The sequence below is a fragment of the Nonomuraea sp. NPDC052129 genome (genome assembly GCF_040680095.1).
In the GTDB taxonomy this organism is placed as follows: domain Bacteria; phylum Actinomycetota; class Actinomycetes; order Streptosporangiales; family Streptosporangiaceae; genus Nonomuraea.
Genome location: NZ_JBFAVX010000033.1, coordinates 120,831 through 141,178, shown reverse-complemented (window position 1 = coordinate 141,178; position 20,348 = coordinate 120,831). Strand labels below are relative to the sequence as shown.

Annotated in this window: 19 protein-coding genes and 1 pseudogene; 11 read left to right on the top strand and 9 right to left on the bottom strand. The window is 68.9% G+C overall.

What is annotated here, in order from left to right:
- Positions 1-259: 259 nt before the first annotated feature.
- The 5 genes from AB0L53_RS46360 to AB0L53_RS46340 all read left to right on the top strand — a co-directional run bounded on the left by AB0L53_RS46360 (position 260) and on the right by AB0L53_RS46340 (position 3,485).
- A complete protein-coding gene (locus AB0L53_RS46360; RefSeq protein ID WP_364009232.1) occupies positions 260-385 on the top strand; it encodes a hypothetical protein in 126 nt (41 codons plus the stop codon).
- 105 nt (positions 386-490) lie between these two features.
- Positions 491-718: a hypothetical protein gene (locus AB0L53_RS46355; protein WP_364009230.1), complete on the top strand. Its 228-nt coding sequence runs from the start codon at positions 491-493 to the stop codon at positions 716-718.
- A 319-nt stretch (positions 719-1,037) separates the two neighbouring features.
- The gene (locus AB0L53_RS46350; protein ID WP_364009227.1) at positions 1,038-1,295 is read left to right on the top strand and encodes a hypothetical protein; all 258 of its coding nucleotides are present in this window, start codon (positions 1,038-1,040) and stop codon (positions 1,293-1,295) included.
- 193 nt (positions 1,296-1,488) lie between these two features.
- Positions 1,489-2,709 carry an FAD-dependent monooxygenase gene (locus tag AB0L53_RS46345; RefSeq protein WP_357957127.1) on the top strand — a complete coding sequence of 407 codons (1,221 nt, stop codon included), beginning with the start codon at positions 1,489-1,491 and terminating at the stop codon, positions 2,707-2,709.
- Positions 2,710-2,765: 56 nt separating this feature from the next.
- On the top strand, positions 2,766-3,485 hold the full coding sequence (locus AB0L53_RS46340) for a helix-turn-helix domain-containing protein (RefSeq protein WP_364009223.1): 720 nt from the start codon (positions 2,766-2,768) through the stop codon (positions 3,483-3,485).
- A gap of 313 nt (positions 3,486-3,798) precedes the next feature.
- Here the strand turns inward: AB0L53_RS46340 and AB0L53_RS46335 are convergent.
- From AB0L53_RS46335 to AB0L53_RS46300, 8 genes and pseudogenes are all read right to left on the bottom strand, one after another.
- Positions 3,799-4,646, bottom strand: a pseudogene (locus AB0L53_RS46335) (Tn3 family transposase).
- 452 nt (positions 4,647-5,098) lie between these two features.
- The gene (locus AB0L53_RS46330) at positions 5,099-6,214 is read right to left on the bottom strand and encodes an FAD-dependent oxidoreductase (protein WP_364009220.1); all 1,116 of its coding nucleotides are present in this window, start codon (positions 6,212-6,214) and stop codon (positions 5,099-5,101) included.
- Positions 6,211-7,344 carry an ABC transporter ATP-binding protein gene (locus AB0L53_RS46325; protein ID WP_364009217.1) on the bottom strand — a complete coding sequence of 378 codons (1,134 nt, stop codon included), beginning with the start codon at positions 7,342-7,344 and terminating at the stop codon, positions 6,211-6,213. The genes AB0L53_RS46330 and AB0L53_RS46325 overlap by 4 nt, the downstream gene beginning before the upstream one ends.
- Positions 7,341-8,630, bottom strand: coding sequence for an ABC transporter substrate-binding protein (locus AB0L53_RS46320; protein ID WP_364009214.1), 1,290 nt, complete (start codon positions 8,628-8,630; stop codon positions 7,341-7,343). The genes AB0L53_RS46325 and AB0L53_RS46320 overlap by 4 nt, the downstream gene beginning before the upstream one ends.
- Positions 8,631-8,656: 26 nt before the next feature.
- Complete coding sequence (locus tag AB0L53_RS46315; RefSeq protein WP_364009211.1) at positions 8,657-9,472, bottom strand: carbohydrate ABC transporter permease; 816 nt, start codon at positions 9,470-9,472, stop codon at positions 8,657-8,659.
- Entirely contained in the window at positions 9,469-10,431 is a 963-nt protein-coding gene (locus AB0L53_RS46310; protein ID WP_358182349.1) for a sugar ABC transporter permease, read from the bottom strand. The genes AB0L53_RS46315 and AB0L53_RS46310 overlap by 4 nt, the downstream gene beginning before the upstream one ends.
- Positions 10,428-11,534 carry an aminotransferase class I/II-fold pyridoxal phosphate-dependent enzyme gene (locus AB0L53_RS46305; protein ID WP_364009208.1) on the bottom strand — a complete coding sequence of 369 codons (1,107 nt, stop codon included), beginning with the start codon at positions 11,532-11,534 and terminating at the stop codon, positions 10,428-10,430. The genes AB0L53_RS46310 and AB0L53_RS46305 overlap by 4 nt, the downstream gene beginning before the upstream one ends.
- Positions 11,535-11,569: 35 nt before the next feature.
- On the bottom strand, positions 11,570-12,898 hold the full coding sequence (locus AB0L53_RS46300; protein WP_364009205.1) for an alkaline phosphatase family protein: 1,329 nt from the start codon (positions 12,896-12,898) through the stop codon (positions 11,570-11,572).
- A 169-nt stretch (positions 12,899-13,067) separates the two neighbouring features.
- Between AB0L53_RS46300 and AB0L53_RS46295 the strand changes: the two genes are divergently transcribed.
- The 5 genes from AB0L53_RS46295 (at position 13,068) to AB0L53_RS46275 (ending at position 17,864) form a co-directional block, all read left to right on the top strand.
- Positions 13,068-13,916, top strand: coding sequence for a MurR/RpiR family transcriptional regulator (locus AB0L53_RS46295; protein ID WP_357957144.1), 849 nt, complete (start codon positions 13,068-13,070; stop codon positions 13,914-13,916).
- Positions 13,913-14,593: an HAD family hydrolase gene (locus AB0L53_RS46290; protein WP_364009202.1), complete on the top strand. Its 681-nt coding sequence runs from the start codon at positions 13,913-13,915 to the stop codon at positions 14,591-14,593. The genes AB0L53_RS46295 and AB0L53_RS46290 overlap by 4 nt, the downstream gene beginning before the upstream one ends.
- A gap of 109 nt (positions 14,594-14,702) precedes the next feature.
- Positions 14,703-15,524, top strand: coding sequence for a 6-phosphogluconolactonase (locus AB0L53_RS46285; RefSeq protein WP_364009199.1), 822 nt, complete (start codon positions 14,703-14,705; stop codon positions 15,522-15,524).
- 40 nt (positions 15,525-15,564) lie between these two features.
- Complete coding sequence (locus AB0L53_RS46280) at positions 15,565-16,866, top strand: hypothetical protein (RefSeq protein ID WP_358182343.1); 1,302 nt, start codon at positions 15,565-15,567, stop codon at positions 16,864-16,866.
- 2 nt (positions 16,867-16,868) lie between these two features.
- Positions 16,869-17,864 carry a BadF/BadG/BcrA/BcrD ATPase family protein gene (locus tag AB0L53_RS46275; RefSeq protein WP_357957152.1) on the top strand — a complete coding sequence of 332 codons (996 nt, stop codon included), beginning with the start codon at positions 16,869-16,871 and terminating at the stop codon, positions 17,862-17,864.
- A 110-nt stretch (positions 17,865-17,974) separates the two neighbouring features.
- Here AB0L53_RS46275 and AB0L53_RS46270 read toward each other — a convergent pair whose 3' ends face one another.
- The gene (locus tag AB0L53_RS46270; protein WP_357957154.1) at positions 17,975-18,712 is read right to left on the bottom strand and encodes a GntR family transcriptional regulator; all 738 of its coding nucleotides are present in this window, start codon (positions 18,710-18,712) and stop codon (positions 17,975-17,977) included.
- Positions 18,713-19,010: 298 nt separating this feature from the next.
- Here AB0L53_RS46270 and AB0L53_RS46265 point away from each other — a divergent pair, with 298 nt between their 5' ends.
- Positions 19,011-20,348 (top strand): extracellular solute-binding protein, encoded by a 1,338-nt coding sequence (locus AB0L53_RS46265; RefSeq protein ID WP_364009194.1) that lies wholly within the window; start codon positions 19,011-19,013, stop codon positions 20,346-20,348.

Here is a 20,348-nt window from a genome sequence, read left to right as displayed (position 1 = left end):
CGATCCTCCAGTCGATCCCCGACGAGCCGGCCAGGCAACGGCTCGTCTCGGCCTTCTCCATGGAGCTGACCGAGCCCGAATGGTCGCTGTGCCCGCCCCGACGACTGTGCTGATCTCGACGAAGGTCCGCACTCGGGTGCAGACGGCGGCAGCAGCTCGGCGTTCGCCTTCGGGGTCTCCTCCCGGGCACACACAGAAGGGGGTGAACAATTCCGGGTGCCCCACAACTGCGTCCCGCCCAGCCTGGACCGCGGCCTCGATGATCATCTGCTCGTACCGCCGCCGAGTGGTGCCGGAACCCGGTGCGGCCACGTCGACGGGATCGCCGGCGGCCGGCTTCGCCATCGGCACCACCACGGCCTGGCAGCAGGTCGCGGTCCACTGAGCAGCTCGGGGCCTCCGCATTCGCCCATGCCCTGGGCCCGGCGGACGTCCGGCTGAACGTCATGCCGCGGGACTGCGACTGCCCGTCCACGGCCGGGTCAAAGAGATGATCAATTGCGGGGGCGAGAAGATCGCCCCGTTCGAGGTCGAGGAGGTGCTGCGCACGCATCCCGGGGTCGAGGACGTGGTCGTCTTCGGCGTTCCCGACTCGACATACGGAGATGCGGTCGCCTGCCTGGTGGTTCCGCGCGCTTCGGCACGTTGTCTCTGCTTGGTTTCTGTGTTGCGAATGGCTCGACGGCCTTGTAACCATGGAGTCTGGGCTTTGCGCTGAGCGGTGTTGTGTTTCTCCTGTCATCGCTCGTGATCCTGACGTTCTTCTCGTCCCGTGGCTGGCGGTCCTGGGACGTTGAGCACCGGCCCTTGATCCCCGAGGGAATGCCCGTGCTCATCGACGACGATCTCCGCTTTGAAGACGGGCCTGCGGAACCGCGGCCGGCGGCGGTGGTGAATCGGCCCGGAACTCCCATAGCTCCGGCAAGCCGCCACTCAGTTGATCAGCGGGTACGGCGACGCGGTGCCAGGACCTCGGTGACCTTGGCGATGGCTTCGGCGCCGGGTTTGACATAGCGCATGGCGGTGCAGGGGTTCTTGTGGCGGGTCTTGCCCATGATGAGCTGCAGCGGCACTTCGGCGTCGCCGAGGTGGGTGGCGGCGCTGTGGCGCAGCTCGTGCAGATCGAGTCCGGCGTACTTCTCCAGCAGGACGCGGGCGCGGTCATAGCCGAGGCGGGCGCGGCCGGTGTGCGGACAGATGTCGACGGCGGAGGGCCGGCGAGCGGGAACAGGGCGTCGTTCGGACAGGAACAGCGGACCGTGCGTGCGCGTGCTGCCGTCCGGGAGGCGGAGTAGCCGGGGGGAGCAGGTGGGCTGTGCCGCTGTCCCAGTACACCCATTCGATGGCGCCGCCCTTGGAGCGGACGGGGGCGCGGCGGTGCTCCAGGTCTAGATCCTCGACGTGGTGCGCTCCGACATACTGACCAAAAGAACCGATATGGTCAGTACGTCGGCTAACATGATCTGGAAGCCTACAAAGGGAGTCGTCATGACCAACCACGGCAAAGCCGGCCGGGCGCTGGTGGTCGGGCTGGGGATCGCCGGCATCGCGACCGCATTGCGGCTGCACCAGATCGGCTGGGAGCCGGTAGTAGTGGAACGGGCGCCCGCCCGCCGCGCCGGCGGATACTTCATCGCGCTGTTCGGGTCCGGCATCGCCTCGGCCCGGCGGCTGGGCGTGCTGGAGGCCATCGGCGACCGCAGCGGTCCCCATGTCACCAGCTACGAGGTGGACCGCGCGGGGCACCGCCGTCCCGGCATGAACCCCTTCGCCATGGCCGCTGGCCCCCGGCCGCTGCTGCGCGGCGATGTGGAGCGAGGTTTGTTCACAGCGCTGCCGGACGATGTGGAGATCCGCTACTCCACCGTACCCACCCGCATCACCCAGGACGACGCCGCAGCCGAGGTGACGCTGCACGACATCGCCTCCGACACCACCGTGACCGAGCGCTTCGACCTGGTGATCGGCACCGATGGCATGCGCTCGACGGTGCGCAGGCTCGTCTTCGGCCCCGAGGAGGAGTACCTGCACCCGCTGAACTACATGGTCGGCGCCACCGTGCTGGACGGCCCGGTCGACGGCTTCGGCCTGCACGAGGGCCTGGTCCTGGCCGAGCCGGGTCGCTCAGTGTGGGCCTTCCCGTTCGCCGATCACGCCCCGAGCCTGCTGTTCTCCTACCGTACCGGCGACATCGACGCCGAATTCCGCCGCCCGCCGATCGAGTCCATCCGCGCCGCCTATGGCCCCGAACCCACCGGCCCCCTGCTGGAAGGGCTGCTGACGCGTTACGAGCAGGCAGCCGACGCGCTATTCGACTCGGTACAGCAGGTCAAGATGCCCCTCTGGCACCGTGGCCGTGTCGTCCTGATCGGCGACTCCGCCTGGTGCGTCACTCTGTACGCGGGCATGGGCGCCTCCAGCGGCATGGCCGGCGGCGAACTGCTGGGCACCATGCTCCAACGCCACCCCGGAGACCTGCCCGCGGCGTTGCGAGCCTGGGAGGAACGGATGAGGCCGTTCATCCACCTGCAGCAGGAAAGCGCCTTGCCCGGACGGCGTATCTTCACCCCGCATGATCGTAAGGAGCAGCTCCTGAGAGCTGGGATGATGCGCCTGATGCGGATGCCGGGCGTCGGCAAGGCCATGGGCAGGAGAATGTTCAACAACAAGGACATGCGGGCCAAGAACCTCGACGTCGCCGCCCTCTGATCGGTCCCGCACATACTGCAGCGAAAACTCGACAGCACGAAACGGAGGACAGCACGGTGAGCCAGCTGATCGAACACCACTCGCACAAAGCCGCCCGCATTCTGGACAGCGCCCGCGAGCTGGCGACCGATCACGGCGTGCGCAAGGTCACCGTCAGCGAGATCGCCGCGGCGGCCGGGGTCGGCAAGGGCACCGTCTACCTGTACTGGCCCACCAAAGAAGACCTCATCCTTGGCCTGTTCGCCCGCGAACTGCTGGCCTTCCTGGAGGCGATCATCGCCCGCATCACCGCCGACCCCACCGCCGTACAACCGCGCCACCTGGCCCCGCTACTGATCCGCACCGGGCTTCGCTCCCCACTGGCACGCCGCCTCACCACCAAGGACGCCGACCTGCTGCGGCTGCTCATCGAGCAGGCCGGCGACCGCGATCTGTTCGAGCGCACTCAGCCCAGCGCGATGTGCCAGGCGGTCATGCCGATCCTGCGCCGGCATGGACTGCTCCGCCAGGACCGCCCACTGGCCGACCAGTCCTACGCCATGCACGCCGTGCTCATCGGCTTCAACACCACCATGTCCGACTCCAGGTCCGCCCCGCCCACCGCCGGCGACCCCGGCGAAGTCCTCGCCGGCACCGTGGCCCTGCTCCTCGAACCCGCGGTCGCACCCACCGACCAAGCCGTCACCGCCGCTGCCGACGACACCACCGCCGCCTTCCGCCAGATCAGGAACGCCGTCCTGGACATCATCGACCGCAGCCAGACCCTCCAGCGATAAACCCGGCAGGCAAGGCCGACCACATTAGGGAAACCACGACGTCATCAGCCGCGGCGGCAACGAGGCGCTGTATCGGGGGCGACCGCGACAGCGTCGCCCGCATCCTCGTCGACCTGCAGGACTACCTGAAGATCTGCTGCTGACCGACACATGAGGTGGTGCCAGAACCACTGCACAGTCCCGCCGCAGGTCCCGCGCACGCCGCGGTGAGTCCCACTGCGGATCTCGCAGAACGGCCTGTAGGAGCTGGGTGTTAATGAACACCAGCGAGGACTGCAGCAGGTGCAAGGTGGGCATGGACACCTCGGCGTGCTCACGGTCGGGCCCCGGTCAGAACGCCCTCGCGGCCGTAGAAGATCTTGTCGTTGGCGCTGTTCCAGTTCTCCACGACCGGCAACCCGCTGTTGATCTCCCGGCGCAGCTGCTCATCGGCGAGATAGTCGCAGGCGAAGATCGTGCGCACGACCCGGCCGAGCTCTTCCAGCGCCAGGCAGACCGGATGCTTGGGACCGTTGCCCTTCGTGAAACGGCGCAGCACCTGCTCGGTTTCCGCCGTGCGCAGTTGCAGCGCCGTCCCGTACTTGATCATCTGGTCGTCATCGCGGGCGATGAGGTCCCAGTCGATCGGCCGTTTCTTGAGGATCTTGTCCATCTTTGGCCACGCGGCCGGAGCGGCTTCGGGCCTGTACAACTCGATCGCGCCGATGTTCTTCATCCGGGGCAGCAGCTTGCAGCCCAGCAGTTCGGTGAAGGCGAACCCGACGGTGGTGGCGCCGTGGGTGTCGGTGTGGTTCGCCTCGATCTCGGCGTTGGTGCGGTGCGCAGCAGGCCCTCGATCATCGCCGCGACCTCGGAGGAGGAACACGACTTCAGTTGCGAGTAGCTGCACAACCGGCCCTTGTCGACGTGCCAGTAGATCATGACGCCGTGACCGCCGTACCGGGCGTGGAACTCGGTCATCAGATTGGAGTCCCAGGAGGCGAACCGCTTGGAGTCCGAGGCGGTGCTGGTCGCCTCGCCCCACCAGCTCGGCTCGCGGGCCTCCAGGGTGGCGTTGACCACCGCGACGATCGCCGCCCGCAGGTTCTGACGGGTGAGGTAGGTCGCGCGCACGTGCCGCAGCGCGGCCTCGTCCTGGCCGTGGTCGCCGGTCGCGGCCATCTGCCGGATTCCCATGTTCGTGCGAGCGCGAAGCGTACGAGCAGCAGTCGGCGGTTCAGCGTGTGCTTGTCCAGCACCTCCCGGGTTGCCACCGATGTGAAGGCGTCGATGAGGGAGGCGGTGTCCTTGAGGACGTCGAGCAGGTCGATGGTGCCCCACCGGCGCTGGACTTCGGCCTTCAGTTTGCCGAGGTTCTTCGGCTCGGGCAGCTTGTCGAGCTTGGGGACGCTCACCCACGGTTTACCGCCCCGGGTGATGATCCGCACTCCGCCGGCGCTGCCCTGGGTCAGGCCGGTGTTCAGCTTGTCCAGGGCTACGTACTGAAACTGATAGCTAACTCTTCGCATATCGCCCGATTGGTTTGCAGGACTGGTCAGGGTGGCGGCTCACCGAAGCCATAGGAGGTCCAGGCCGGGTAGATCGGCTGGCGCGGGTCTCCAACGTTGGATGATCTACCTTGCTCCATCCACGCTTCGGGTGACATTTCCGGACAGGCTCCAGTCTGGCCGGAATGGGGAGAGGATGGGGTCACGGAACTCGGTGAGGATCTCCGTGGCGAGCAGTCGGCCCAGGAGCGGGGCGAGGGTGATCCCGCTGTGCGCGGAGAGTTCGTAGTAGCCGGGGAGAATCGCGCTTTCGCCTACGGCGGGCTTGCCGTCGGCTGGTGTCGGTCGTGGGCCTCGGGTGATTCGTCGTGGCGTGATGTGACCGGCGTCCGGGAACATGCGTCGGGCTCGGTCGAGGAGGGTTTCGGCGGCGAGTTCGGCCGTGGTCCGGTCGTGGTCGAAGAGGCGATCAATCTCGTGGCTGTGCAGAAGGGCACGACGGGGCCCATCAGGGCGGATGCCGAACTGCGGGGTGCGGACGACGGTGGTCACAAGATCTCTGTCGGTGTCCGTTGCCACGACGAACCCGGACGTGACGTGAAGGGGCGGACGCGATACGGGGAGTTCGATGTCGGCGGCTCCGGCGCCCGTGGCGTCGACGACGCGGTCGGTGTCGGTTCGGTCTCCGTCAGCGAAGGTGATCTGAAGGCGGCCTGATCCCCTTGGGCTGATCGCGATGGCTTTGCGGTGCTGCATGGTGAGGCCGGTGAGGAAGTGCGCGCGGAGGGCTTCCGGGTCAGCCCATCCGTCGGCGGGGAACCACGCGACCGCGAGTGGTGGCGTGTCCAGGCGCAGGTGGGGTTCGCGTTCGCGGAACGCGCCGACGGGGAGGATCTCTCCGCCGTATCCGCGGGAGCAGGCGGCGTTGACTCGCCGCTCGGCGATGCGCAGGGAGTCTGGGCCGGTGGCGACGAAGTGCTGGCCGGTGAATCGGACGGCGGCTGCTCCGAGGGTGTGGGCGATGCGGCGGTACTCTTCGACGGCGCGGTCGTTGAGGGCGCAGAGGTCAGGGTCGCTCTTCGCGCTGCCGTTCACACACGCGAAAGACGCCGTCGTCGACCGAGCATCGCGCGTGTCCGCGTCGATGAGGGTGACGTGCGCGCCCTGGCGAGCCAGATGGTGTGCGGTGGCGGCTCCGAGGATGCCGGCGCCGAGGACGGTGACACGGGCGGGTGCGGTCATGAGAGGTCTGCTCGCTTGCCTTCGTCGTCGGGCAGGAAGATGTGGATGTCGTCTGGTCGCGCGTGGACGGTGGCGCTCTCACCCGCGCGGGGGCCATATCGCTCTCGTACGCGCAGCGGTGCGGAGAGCCCGCCGATGTGGACCATGTGATCGTGGCCGAGCATCTCGCTGAGCGCCACGCGACCTGTCACGGTGAGGGCGTCCGGTCCTCCGTCGCCACGCGTGAGCGACTCGGGGCGGATGCCGAGCGTGATGCGCTGCCCTTCGAACGATCGCAGCCGCTGTGGCAAGGCCACGGTGTTGTCACCGGAGCGGAACCGGCCTTCCTCGACGTGTCCGTCGATGAGGTTCATTCCGCCGAGGAATGATGCGACGAACGCGTTCTCGGGCCGGTTGTAGACCTGGTCGGGGGTTCCGTTCTGGGCGATCCTTCCGCCGTTCATGACGACGACTCTGCTGCCGAGGGTGAGTGCTTCGACTTGATCGTGGGTGACATAGACCATGGTGGTGCCCAGATCCCGCTGCAGGGCGAGGAGCTCCGCTCGCATGTCGACGCGTAGTTGCGCGTCCAGGTTGCTCAGCGGTTCGTCCATGAGGAGGACCCGCGGGCCGCGCACCAGGGCCCGGCCGATGCCGACTCGTTGGCGCTGTCCCCCGGAGAGCTCGGCTGGTTTCCGCTCGAGGAGCGCCTCGAGGCGCAGCAGCCGCGCGACCGCCTCGACCCGGCCGCGGCGTTCTTGTTTCGGCACGCGTGCCATCTTCAGCGGGAAGGCGATGTTGTCATGGGCGGTCTTGTCCGGGTAGAGCGCGTAGTTCTGAAAGACCATCGCCACGCCCCGACGTTGCGGTTCCATCGTGGTGACGTCTCGTCCGGCGACATGGATGGAACCGCCTGTGGGTTGTTCGAGCCCGGCGATGCCACGCAGCAGGGTGGTCTTTCCGCAACCGGAGGGGCCGACGAGGACGGTGATCTCCCCGGGCAGGCAGTCGAGGTCGATCCGGTGGAGCGCGAGCGTACCGGATCCGTAGCGTTTGCTGACCTGGCGGATGGTGACACCGGCCGGCTCGGCCACAGCCGGCTCCTCCCGCATGGCGTGGGCCGCGGGCGGGTAATCGCCGAGGGTGGTCATGACAGGAGTCCCTTCGCGGCGTCGGCGGCCTCGTTCAGCGCGTCCTGGGGAGACTTTTCACCGGTGACCGCCCGGTAGATGCCGTTCTGGAGCTCCTTGGCGATCTCCGGACCGCGCTTCCCGGGCCAGCTGAACCAGCGGACCAGGTCCGTGCTCTGCTTGAGCGCCGCGGTGCGGGTGGGGCTGCTCTTCAAGAATTTCGCGAGGTACTCGTCGCTTTCGGCGGCGTAGTGGTTGACGGGCAGGTAACCGGTCGCTTTCGTGGTGGTCGTGGATCCCGCCGGGCCGACGAAGGCCTTGAGCGCCTTCCACGCCAGCTTCTGACGTTCGGGAGCGGTGGCGGTGATCACCAGAGCGTTCCCGCCGCCGGGCGCCTGCCGGTCCCCGCCGGTCGGAATGGGCAGTTCGGCGGTGCGCAGGTCGAACCCGGAGGTGCGTTCGTAGTTCGCGACCTGCGCGCTCGAATCGATCGCCATCGCGACGTCACCCCGGAAGAACGCCTCCCGCCCGTCGTCGGTGCCGTACGCGGGCATGAGGCCCGCTTCGACCATCCCCCGCCAGAACTCGAGCACCTTGACGCCCGGGTCCTTGTTGAAGGTGACGGCCGTCTCGGCGTCGTTCATCATGGAGCCGCCGTTGGAGCGGAGGAAGTTCTCGAACGACCACACGCTCTCGAAGTCCGACCAGTGACCGTATTTGGCGGTATGGGAGTCGACGATCGCGCGAGCGACGGTCTTGACCTCGTCCCATGTCCGCGGCGGCTTGCCGGGGTCGAGGCCGGCCGCGGTGAACAGATCGGCGTTGTAGTACATCACCAGCATCGAGACCGCGTTCGGCATGCCGTAGAGCTTGCCGCCGACGCTGGTGAGGTCGAGCATCTCGTCGCTGTACTGCCGCAGGTCGAACTCCCTGTCACCGCTGGTGAACTGACCGAGAGGGACGGCGGCACCGGCTTCGACGAGCATGCGGACCTGATTGAGCCCGATCATGGTGATGTCCGGCGGGGTTCCCGCCGTCCGGTCGTTCTGCAAGCGGGCGAGGCTGTCTTCGTAGGAGTTTCCAGCCAGTTGAAGATCGACGGTGAGGCCGGTGCGTTCTTTCACGCTGCCGGCGATCTCGCTGAACGGCTTGGTGAACAGGCCGTCGAAGGCGTAGACGAGCGTGACCTTGTCCTCTGCCGCGTCGGGAGCCGAAGCGGTGGTGTCCGCGGAGCAGGAGGCAAGGAGGGAGATGGAAGCCGCCGCGGCGGCCACGGTCGCGCCGATCCGGCGGAGGGAGGTTCTCATGGGTCTTCTTTCTGTGCTGGTTGGAGTCAGTCGGAGGTGAGGCTGAAGCCGGCGATGAACTGTCGCTGGGCGATGAGGAAGCCGATCAGCAGGGGCACGATCGCCAGGAGCGAGACAGCCATCTGCGCGCCGTAACTGGTTCCGGATTCGAAGCTGACGAACCGCACGATCCCGAAGGGAACGGTCGCGTTGTCGGTGCTTCGCAGGACCACGGAGGGCCAGAAGTAGTCATTCCAGTGCGAGACGAAGCTGAAGACACCGAAGGACACCAGTGCGGGTTTGACGAGAGGGAACACCACTCGGGTGAGGGTCGCCCAGCTTCGTGCCCCGTCGAGGCGGGCGGCGTCGAACACCGACTGCGGAATGGTGAGGATGAACTGGCGGAGCAGGAAGATCCCGAACGCGGAGCTGACGAACGGCAGCACCAGACTCGGCATCGTGTCAAGGATCCCTAGCCTGCTGAACAGCAGGTAGATCGGGACGGCGACGATCTGTGTGGGGATCATCAGGCAGGTCAGCACGATCCACAAGCTCAGACTCCGGCCCCGGAACCGCAGCCGAGCCAGCGCGTACGCCGCCGGCAGGCACACCGTCACCTGGAGGCCGAAGATCATCGTGGCAGTGATGAAGCTGTTGATGTAGTAGCGGAGCATCGGGACTTCGCGGAACACCTCCGCGAAGTTCGCGAGGGTGAGTTCGGTCGGCAGAAACCCGTCGCGGAAGACTTGATTCTGTGGGGTGAAGGCGGTCAGCACCATCCACACGAACGGGGCGAGGATCGCGACCGCGCCGACCGCGAGGGCCAGATGGATGCCCGCCTGCGCGAGGGGGCGCGCTTTCATCGCGATCCCGCTTTCTCCAGGCGGGTGCCGAATCCGCGCATCTGCCAGGCCGTGACCAGCAGGCACAGCAGGAACAGGACGACGGTGGTGACGGCGGCCGAGCCGAAGTCGACGTTGCGGATGCCCTGTTGCCAGAGCAGGTGCGCGAGTGTGGTGGTGTTCTCGCCTGGGCCGCCGCGGGTCATCACCTGGGCTGTCTCGAACATCCGCAAGGCCGACGTTGTGGAGATGACGATGGTGAACACCGTCGCGGGGGCGATCGCCGGCCAGGAGACGTGCCAGAACCGGTGCCAAGCTCCAGCACCGTCGAGCAGGGCGGCTTCCTGGAGGTCTTTGCGGACGCCGGTGAGGCCGGCGAGGAAGATGACGGCGTTGTAGCCGATGTTCTGCCAGTTGCCGACGATGGCCAGACCGGCGAGGGCGAGGTCGCTGGAACTGAGCCAACCGGTGCGTCCGATGAGCCCACCGAAGACGTGGTCGAACAGGCCCGACTCGGGGTAGAAGATCCACCGCCACGCCGCGGCCATCGCCACCAGCACCGCCGCGGTCGGGAGGAAATAGATGGCCCGCCAGATCGCCTGACCACGGGTGAGCGCGTTGATCCCGACGGCGACGAGCAGGCCCCCCGCGACCGAGGTCGGCACGGTCATCAGCGTGTACAGCAGCGTGTTGCCGAGCGCGTTGAGCAGTGCGGGGCTGGTGAGGACGCGGGCGTAGTTGTCGATGCCGACGAAGGTGATCTGCCCGCTGAGCGGGCTCCAGTCGAACAACGCGATCGCGAAGGCCAGAACAGCTGGCAGGGCGACGAACAGCAGCAGCAGGCCGGTAGCCGGGCTCAGCAGCGCGGCCGGTTCGAGCCGGTTCGGCAGCCGTACCCGGGGGGCCGGGAAATCGACGGGTCGCAGCCGCGCACGTGCCTGTTCGATGTCGGCGGTTCTGGCGGGAAGAGTCATGGTCATCGGCCGGCTCCGAGGGCGGCGGCAAGCCGTCGCACCCCGTCCGTGACGGTCTCGGGTGCCCCCGCATAGCTCACGCGTACGTGTCCCGGCGCCCCGAACGCGGCGCCGGGGACGACCGCGACGCCCGAGTCCTCGAGTAGCCGGCCGGCCAGCTCCGTGTCATCGAGCCCCCCGTGCGCGGATGTGGGCGGGAACAGGTAGAACGCTCCCTCGGGGGCCGGAAAGGAGATTCCCGCGGCAGAGAAGACGCCCATCAGCTCGTCGCGCAGGCAACGCAGTTCGCGGCGGGTCTCGGTCGCGACATCGGGCCCGGTGAGCGCGGCCAGAGCGGCGGCTTGTGCGACCCGGCTGACGTTCGAGCTGGTGTGTGACTGGATCGCGATCGCCGTCGCGGTGATCTCCGGTGGGGCGATGAGCCAACCGGTCCGCCAACCGGTCATCGCGTGGCTCTTACTGGTGCTGCCGATCGACACCACGTCGCACCCGGCGTCCAGAGCGGCCCGTGGGGTGGGGCGGATATCGGCGAAGCGCAGGTCGCGATAGGTGTCGTCGGAGATCACCCAGATGCGGTGGCCGGCCGCCCACCGCACGATCTGTTGGAGTTCGGTGTCGTCGTGGACGGCCCCAGTGGGGTTGTGGGGCGAGCATATGATCACCGCACGCGTCGCCGGAGTGCGCACGGCGTCCAGGTCCGCCGCACCGGTAAGGACATGCCCCTCGCGCGGGTACGCGAACACCGGCGTGGCGCCGGCGAGACGGATCGCCTCGGGGAAGGTGACCCAGTACGGCGCCGGAACGATCACCTCGTCACCAGGGCCCGCCAGGCTGCGAAGCGCGTTGTGGAGAGCCTGCTTCGCCCCGTTGGTCACGGCGACCTGGGCACGATCAGCGCGGATGCCGAGGCTCCGCGCCGCCCACCCGCTGATCGCGTCGCGGAGCTCGGGGTCGCCCGCCGCGTTGCCGTACCCGTGGCGAGAAGGGTCCTGAGCTGCGGCGATCGCCGCGTCGACGATGTGCCGCGGCGTGGGCATGGACAGCTCTCCCGCGGTGAGGTTCACGACGTCGCGTCCCTGCGCTTGCAACGTGCGGGCGAGCTCGCGCAATGATCCTGTAGGGGAAACGCTCACCTGGTGAGCAGTCATCGATAGGGCCTTTCAGCGAGAGTCGGAAGGCCGGCGAGGGCCTCAAGGATGGGGGTGCCGTCCACCTCATGCATGAGCGGGACGCCGAGGATCTCCAGCACGGTCGGGAGAACGTCGGGCAAGCCGACGGGCCGGCTGACAGTGAGCGCCCGCGCGATGTGAGGGCCGTGGAGGATGAGCGGGATGCCGACATCGTCAGGCAGGAGGGTTCCGTGGGTGGCTGCGACCGTGCCGTGCGGATCGACCGGTAGCGCGTACGGGTCCACGGTGACCAGGACCGCGGGGCCGAGAAGCGGATGATCGCATCCGGCCTCGGCCATCGGCAGCACTCCGGGAACCCCGTACTCCGCGTCGGCGTACACGCAATCGGCCCACGCCTGCTCACGGCACCACCGCACGAGATCACGACGCAGCGATGGACGCGCGTCCGCTGCGAGGTGGAGAGCGAAGGCCGCACCGCTGACACAGATCGTCACCAGTTCGGCCAGCGCCGCGGGCAGGTGGTCGAACAGCTCCTGCCCGAGCAGCGCACCTGGTGGAAGAGCGACCATGCCGTGGTCAGCGGTCACGATGGCGTCGACCGATCGGTTCCTGAGGCGCACAGAGGCGAGCAGCCGGTCCAGCTCCGCGTCGATATGACCAAGCATCGTGGCGGCCGCGCCCAGTCCCGCGGCGTGCCGGGTCTCGTCCGGTTCGCCGCACCAGAACACCAGCACGTCCGGATCGATCCGGTCGATCAACGGCCCGGACGCGGCGTCCACCGCCCAGGAGAGCATCACATCCGCATCCGACGGCGGAGCGCCATGATCGCGCTCGAGAAGGGGACGGAGCGACGCCGGCAACACAGGCCCGACGACCGGATCGGCGGAGGCCATCACCACCGCTCCCCCGGCCGAGTCCACTTCGGGGTGGAGCAGATACGCGCACCCGGCACTGCCGGTGCCGACGACCATCACCCGCAGGCCCACCGCGGCGAGAATCTCCCCGAGCGTGGGCACCTCCACCGCCCGCCCGCGCACGGATCGCATCGTGAGGACCTCTCGGACCGCACCGGTGTTCAGGACACCCTCAGGGGTCCAGATCCGGTTCCCGATCACCCCGGTTCGACGCGGTAGACAGCCCGTCACCAGCGAAGCCGCCGCGGCACGGGTCACGGACGGCAGCACGGTACGCGCGGCCGTGCACCGCACACCGTCTTGGGCGAGACCCGACAGCGCGGGCATCACCCGCCCGGTGATGTCATCCGCACGCAGCCCGTCAACGACGAACAGCACGACCCTGGGTCGCTTCGCGGAACGTTCACGCGCCTGGCCTTCAACGTTCATCGTCCGCAGCCCCTCCAATCCGTATGGCACCGAACCCTTGCGAGTAGACTTTCTAACGTAGGGCTCTGAACGGAAAGTAAACTCCAAGCAAGCGGTCAGGTAGTTCTGGAAAGGACACAGCGCAGCGATGCCGTCACACTCCCCCGAGCCACGCCCCGCACAAGATCCGATGAGAGAGGTCCTCGCTCGCAGCAGGAGCAGCTACCCGTCACTGTCCAGCGCCGAGCGCCGCGTCGCCGACGCGCTCGAAGCAGCACCCCAGGAGCTGCTCCGGCTCCCGCTCAAGGCGTTCGCGGAACGGGTCGGCGTCGGCGAGGCGACCGTCGTCCGCTTCTGCCAGTCCATCGGCTACGACGGTTTCCGCGGACTGCGGATCGAATTGGCCACCCGCGCGCTCGTCACGACCAGCGACCCCCTGTCCCCGGTATCCCCGAGCGACGACGTCGCGACCATCACCGACAAGGTCCTGCGCTCCGGCATCGACGTGCTCACCGACACCCTCGCCACCATCGACAAGAGCGCCGTGTCCGCCGCCGTCGACGCGATCGCCGAAGCCTCGCGCGTGGAATGCTTCGCTGTCGGCAGCTCCGTCCCGATCGCTCTCGACCTCTACTACCGGCTGCTGCGACTCGGCGTGCCGACCAGCGTCGCGACCGACCCGCACATGCAAGCCACCTCCGCCGCCCATCTGACGGACACGGCCGTCGCGCTCGGGATCTCGCACACCGGGCGCTCGTTCGAGACGCACGCGACCTTCCGATACGCGAAAGCCGCCGGCGCCAAGCGGATCCTCATCACCAGCTACCGCGGCACACCGATCGGGGAGCTCGCCGACATTGAAATCGTCGTCGCCTCCCCCGAACCCACCCTCCGCCCGGACGCCGTCTCCAGCCGGCTGGCGCACCTCGCCGTCGTCGACGCCATCAGCGTCGCGCTCGCCATGAAAGACCCGGAACGCGCGGACGAAGCACTTCTGAGAGACGACGCCATCATCGCCGAGCGAGAGGTCACCAAATGACCCCCATCACCCTCGCCGTCCTCGACCTGGCAGGCACGACAGCCCAGGACAACGGCATCGTCGAAAAGGCCGTGCGCACCGCCGTACACACCATTACCGACGGAAACACCCCGCCCCACCTCACCGAACGCTTCCACGCCATGCGCGGCGGCTCCAAGATCGACATGTTCCGGCACATCCTTGACGGCGACGCGCACCTCGCCGACCGAGCACACGACCTCTTCGAACAAGACCTCCTCGAACGCATCCGCGCCGGGCAGGTGCGGCCCATCCCCGGCGCCGCCGACACGCTCGCGCACCTCCGCGACCGCGGCATCCGTACCGCGCTGACCACCGGCTTCTCCCCGGCAGTGCGCGACGAGCTGCTCGACGTCCTCGGGTGGCGACCCCTGATCGACCTCGCGCTCTCGCCGCGGGACGCCGGACGCGGCCGCCCGCACCCCGACCTGATCTGGACCGCGGCGCTCCGGCTCCACGCCGGCAGTTGTACGAGCATCGCCGTGGCCGGCGACACCAGCAACGACCTCCACGCGGGAACACGAGCCGGCGCTGGAATCGTCGCAGGCGTCCTCACCGGCGCGCACGGGCGCGAACGGCTCGAACTCGCCCCTCACACCCACATCCTCGACACCGTCAACGGCCTGCTCCCCCTCATCGACGGCGCCCGCGGCGAGTAGCCGATCGCGGCGCCCGGACCGCTCAGCTTCCGACATCCTCGCCATTGCGAGAACCAGGCAGACCAAGCTAGGGTGACTGGTATAACTGGTCCACTGAGGAGTTGAGTCCGTGCGCGTGCCGCCAACCGTGTTCCCCGATCCCGAGGCTCTGGGACGCGCCCTCGCCGCGGAGATCGCGACGGAGCTCGAAGACGCCGCCCGCCGCGGCCGGCCGTACGTTCTCGGCTGTCCCGGCGGGCGCAGCGCGCACAGCACCTACTCGGCGCTGGCGGACGAGGTCGCGGCCCGGAGGCTGGACCTGGGCCACGTGGTGATCGCCATGATGGACGAGTACGTCGTCCGCGCCGAGGACTCCGGCCTGTTCCGCCGGATCGCCCCGGGCCTGCCGCACAGCTGCGTGCGTTTCGGCCACGCCGAGATCGTCGAGCCGCTCAACGCGGCGGCCGGCGCCGGGCGCGGCATCACCCACGACAGGCTCTGGGTGCCCGATCCCGCCGACCCCGACGAGTACGACCGCCGGATCACCGGCATCGGCGGCGTCGACCTGTTCATCCTGGCCTCCGGCGCGAGCGACGGCCACATCGCCTTCAACCCCGCCGGCACCGGCGCGAACACCCGCACCCGCGTGGTGAAACTGGCCGAGCGGACCCGCCGCGACAACCTCGTCACCTTCCCGACGTTCGGCGGGCTGGAGGAGGTCCCCGCGTACGGCGTGACCGTGGGCGTCGGGACCATCCGGGACCTGTCGAAGCGCGTCGTGATGGTGGTGCACGGCGCGGACAAGGCCGAGGCGGCGCGCCGGCTCGCCGCGGCCGAGGGCTACGACCCCGGCTGGCCCGCCACCGTTCTGAGCGACTGCGCCCGGCCCCGCCTGCTCGCCGACGCGGCGACCGGCCTGGTGGCCGCGCAGCCCGCGTTCGACCGTCCCTGACCTGCACCTAGCCTCTATTGACACCCTTGAGGAGACAGTTATGGCCCGCATCAAGCTCGCGTATCTCGGCGGAGGTTCGTCGCGCGCTCCCGGGACGATGGCGTCGTTCATGCATCACGGCGCGGAGTTCGACGGCTCGGAGTTCGTGCTGATCGATCTCGACCCCGCACATCTGGAGAACGTCAAGACGATCACCGAGAAGATGGCCCGCAACGCCGGTCTCGACATCACGGTGACCGCGACCACCGACCAGCGGGAGGGACTTCGCGACGTCGACGCGGTGTTGTCCAGCTTCCGGCCGGGCGGATTCGCGGCGCGGGCGATCGACGAGCGGATCCCGCTGAAGTACGGCGTCATCGGCCAGGAGACGCAAGGACCCGGTGGCATGATGATGGCGCTGCGCTCCGTGCACGTCATCAAGGAACTGTGCGCGAACCTCGCCGAGGTCGCGCCGGGGGCGCGGATCTTCAACTACACCAACCCGGTCAACATCGTCTCTCAGGCCGTGGCCGACAACACCGACATTCCGATCGTGTCGTTCTGTGAGGGGCCGATCGTCTTCCCGCCGGTCGTGGCCAAGGCGGCGGGGCTCGACCCGGACAAGCTGGCCGCCAACATGACCGGGGTCAACCACAACTGCTGGTCGAACGAGGCCACCTACGACGGCCAGGACGCTTTCCCGATCCTGCGCGAGCGCTGGGAGGCGCTACGGGACCGGCCGACCGACGACGTCAACGGCATGCGCGCGCTGCACCTCGCCGTGGCCATGGAGTCGATTCCGTCGGATTACTTCAACTACTACTACTTCAAGGACGAGATCCTCCGCGAGCGGCAGCTGGCGCCGCTGACCCGGTCGGAGGTCATCATGGCCTCGCTCGACGGCTACTGGGCGCACTACCGCGAGCAGGCCGAGTCTGACGCGCCGCACCTCGACCCGGCGCGTTCGCGCGGCGGCATCCATGAGCTGGAGCTGGCGATCGACGCGATCAGCGCGTTCTACAACGACACCGGCGCGCGACTGCCGTTCAACATCCCCAACGCCGGCGGCGCGCTTCCCGGGTTCGACGAGCGCACGGTGGTCGAACTGTGGGGCACCGTCGACGCGAAGGGCTTCCACCCCGAGCCGCAGAAGCCGCTGCCCCGCTCCGTACTCGGCATCACCCGCCAGCTCGCCGATTACCAGATCCTCACGGCCAAGGCGGCCTGGGACGGCACGGTCGCCGATGCGGTACGCGCCCTGACGGCCAACCCGCTGGTCCCCTCGCTCACGGTCGCCGAGGCGCTGTACGGCGAGCTCGCCACCGCCCAGGCCGCTTGGCTGCCCGAGCGGCTGATCCCCTGATCATGAGCACGCTCTACCTCGGCGTCGACGCCGGCAACAGCAAGACCGCCGCGCTGGTCTGCGACGCGACCGGGATGATCGCCGGGGCGGGCCGGTCGGGCTGCGGCGACATCTACGGCGCTGCCGGTCCGGAGGCGGCGGTGAGCGAGGTGCTGGCGGCGATCGGCACCGCCCTCGCCCAGGCGGGGGCGCGCCGTGCCGACGTCGCCGGCGCGGCCTTCCGGCTGGCCGGGGTCGACTGGCCCGAGGACCGGACCTACTGGGAGCACGCCCTCGGCGAGAGGTACCCCTCCAGGTCGATACTCAACGACGGGTACGCCGCGATCCGGTGCGGCGAGCCGTCCGGTGTCGGCGTCGCGGTCGCGGCCGGCACCGCCGCGGCTATCGCGGCGCGCGGCCCCGACGGAACCCTGTGGGACATGGGCTGGCGGGGCCAGCACGCGATGGGCGCGCTCGGCCTGGCGATCGAGGCGTTCCGCGCCGTGAACCTGGCCGAACTCGGTCTCGGCCCGCGAACGGAGCTGACGGCGGCGCTGCTGGCGCACTACGACCGGCCCTCGGTGGATGAGCTGAACCACTGGTTCACCCGTCGTGAGGGAGCCGCCACCCACCCGCAGAAGGCCGGGTGCGCGCGGGCGGTCACCGCCGCGGCGGTCGCCGGCGATCCGGTCGCGGTGGAGATCGTCCAGGCGCAGGGCCGTCACCTCGCCATGTACGCCGGCGTGGCCGCGCGGCGTACCGGCCTGATCGCCGCCGGCGGGCCGGTGAGCGTGGTGCTGTCCGGGTCGGTGCTCATGGCGGACGCCTCCCCGGTCACCCGGGCGATGCTGGCGGAGTTGCCCGCGCACGTCCCCGGCGCGGTGCCGCACCGCGGCGCGCTCCCCCCTGTCGCCGGGGCGACGCTGGACGCTCTGGGCGAGGGTGGCGTGCCCCTGAGGGAAGCGGTTCTGGACCGACTGGCGGGCACGCTCCCGCCGAAGGCGTTCCTCGAAACCTGACAGGACTCCACCTCCTGAGAGGAGCGCCATGAGCGCGCCCATCGAGCCGGACGAACCGCCCGTCGGCCGTCATGTCCGACGGGCCGGCCGGCGTACGCGGCCTGACGCCGTCAGATGGGGCGGAACAGGTCGGCCTGGAAGCGGTAGGCGTCGCTGCGGTAGATCATGCGGCCGGCGAGAATGGGAGTGCCGTCGTCGGCGTAGGTGACCTCCTCGCCGACCAGCACCGGGGCGCCGCGATCGACCTGGAGCAGCCGCGCGATCTCCGCGTCGGCGGCGTCCGCGCGCACGGTGTAGGAACTACGTGCGATGCGGATGCCGCACTCGCGCTCAAGCGTCTCGTACAGGGAGCGGTCGGTGAGGTCGACGTCGGCCAGTGCCGCCGCCTGGGACAACACCACCACGCTCGAGTCGAGACAGACGGGCACCCCGTCGAGACTGCGCAGCCGGCGCAGCTCCAGGACGCGCGCGGCCGGGGCGATGCCGAGCTGCTCGGCCTCCTCGAAGCTCGCCGGTCGCTCACTCCGCAGCAGGATCTCCGCGGTCGCGGTGAGGCCGCGGGCTCTGGCCATCTCCGAGAAGCTCTGTAGGGTGCTCGGCGGCTCGCCGACGACGTTGCGGGCGACGAACCAGCCGCGCTGCGCGGAGCGCTCCAGCTTGCCCTCGTCAGCGAGGCGAGCCAGGGCATGACGTAGAGTCGAACGGCTGACGCCGAGGCTTTCGGCCAGGTCACGCTCCCCGGGAAGCCGGCTGCCCGCCGCGAACACTCCCCGCCGGAGGGCGTCACCGAGCCTCCGGTAGGTCTCCATGACGGCGCTGCCCGCCTCCGTGTCCACACCGGTGCTCATGGCGGTCACGGTAGCACGCGGGAGCGGACCAGACATACCGAATTCTCGCACGGGATCGCCGGACGGCAATGGCGGACACTCCCCTTACCGCTGGAACGCCAAGCAAACCATTTGATGACATCTGGACTAACTGGTCTGGTCACCCTATGCTCGTCGATACCCGGGAGCCCGTCGGCTCGCCGATGAGGCGGCTGCCGACGTCACCGTCCGGCGGAGCCCGTTCCTCCCCTCGAAGACAGGAGACACCGTGGTCACGCTCGGAAGAACCACGCTCGGAAGAACAAGGCGACTCGCCGCCGTGGCGACATCACTCGCGGCGGCGGGGCTGCTCACGGCTTGCGTGCCCGGCGCCTCCGGCGGGGCCGTGACCGAGACCTCGGCGGCCGGACCGGTCATCACCGACCCGGCGAAGATGGGCAAGGCCAGCCTCCGGGTGCTCGACTACTTCACCGGCGGCACCGACCTCGCCTGGATCAACGACGTCGTCTCGGCATTCGAGAAGAGGTACCCCAACATCAAGGTCGAGCGGACCTCCATGCCGTGGGACGACGTGATGAAGGCGCTGCCGCTGAGGCTGCGGTCCGGGAACCCACCCGACATCGTGCCCGCCAACAACGGCTGGCAGTCGCTCGGCACCCTGGTCCAGGGCGGGCTCGTTCGCAACCTCGACGACTACGCCGACGCGTACGGCTGGCGCACGAAGTTCCCGGCGTCGATCCTGCGCCAGCACCAGTTCTCCACCGACGGCAAGCAGATGGGCACCGGGTCGGTGTTCGGCGCCCCGGTGGCACGGGCGTCGGTCGTCGAGGTGTACTATAACCGCTCGCTGCTCAGCCGGATCGGCGCGACCGTGCCGAAAACCTTCGCCGACTTCGACAGCGCCCTGGCCAAGGCCAAGTCAGCCGGACTCACGCCGATCTCCCTGGGCAATCTGGAGCAGGTGGGCATCACCGGCCCGCTGTTCGCCACGATGGACGCCCTCGGGCAGCAGAACCGGATCTCCGACTTCATCTACTCCCAGAACGCCGTCCAGATGGCCGACACGGGCTTCCCCGAGGCCGCCGCCAAAGTGAAGCAGTGGGCGGACAAGGGCTATCTCACCAAGGACTTCGCCGCCGTCCCGAGCCAGGACGCGGCACAGGCGTTCGTCGACGGCAAGGCGCTCTTCCGGTTCGACTACTCCGGCTCTCTGCCGCTGAAGAAGGGCCAGAGCAAGGACTTCGGATCGTTCCTGATGCCCCGCGCGGACGGCGGCCACGCGGTCGCGACCGCGTCGTCGGCCAGCAACCTCTCCGTATCCGCCAAGACCGCGCACCCGGACGCCGCCGCGGCGTTCCTGAACTTCGCGGCCAGCCCCGAGGCCGCGCGGATCGCCGTGGAGCACACCACGATGCCGCTGCTCGCCACCGTCGAACCGGCCGGTGACGACCCGCTGTTCGCCGACGACGTCGCCGCGGCGGCCCAGCTCTCGGCCGACGATGCCTCCGTCCCGTACCTCGACTGGGCCACGCCGACCCTGCTCACCACGATCCAGACGCAGATGCAGGACCTGCTCGCCGGCAAGGTCCAGCCGGAGGCGGTCGTCCGATCGGCGCAGGCCGACTACGACAAGTTCCAGCGGACGCTGGGGAAGTAG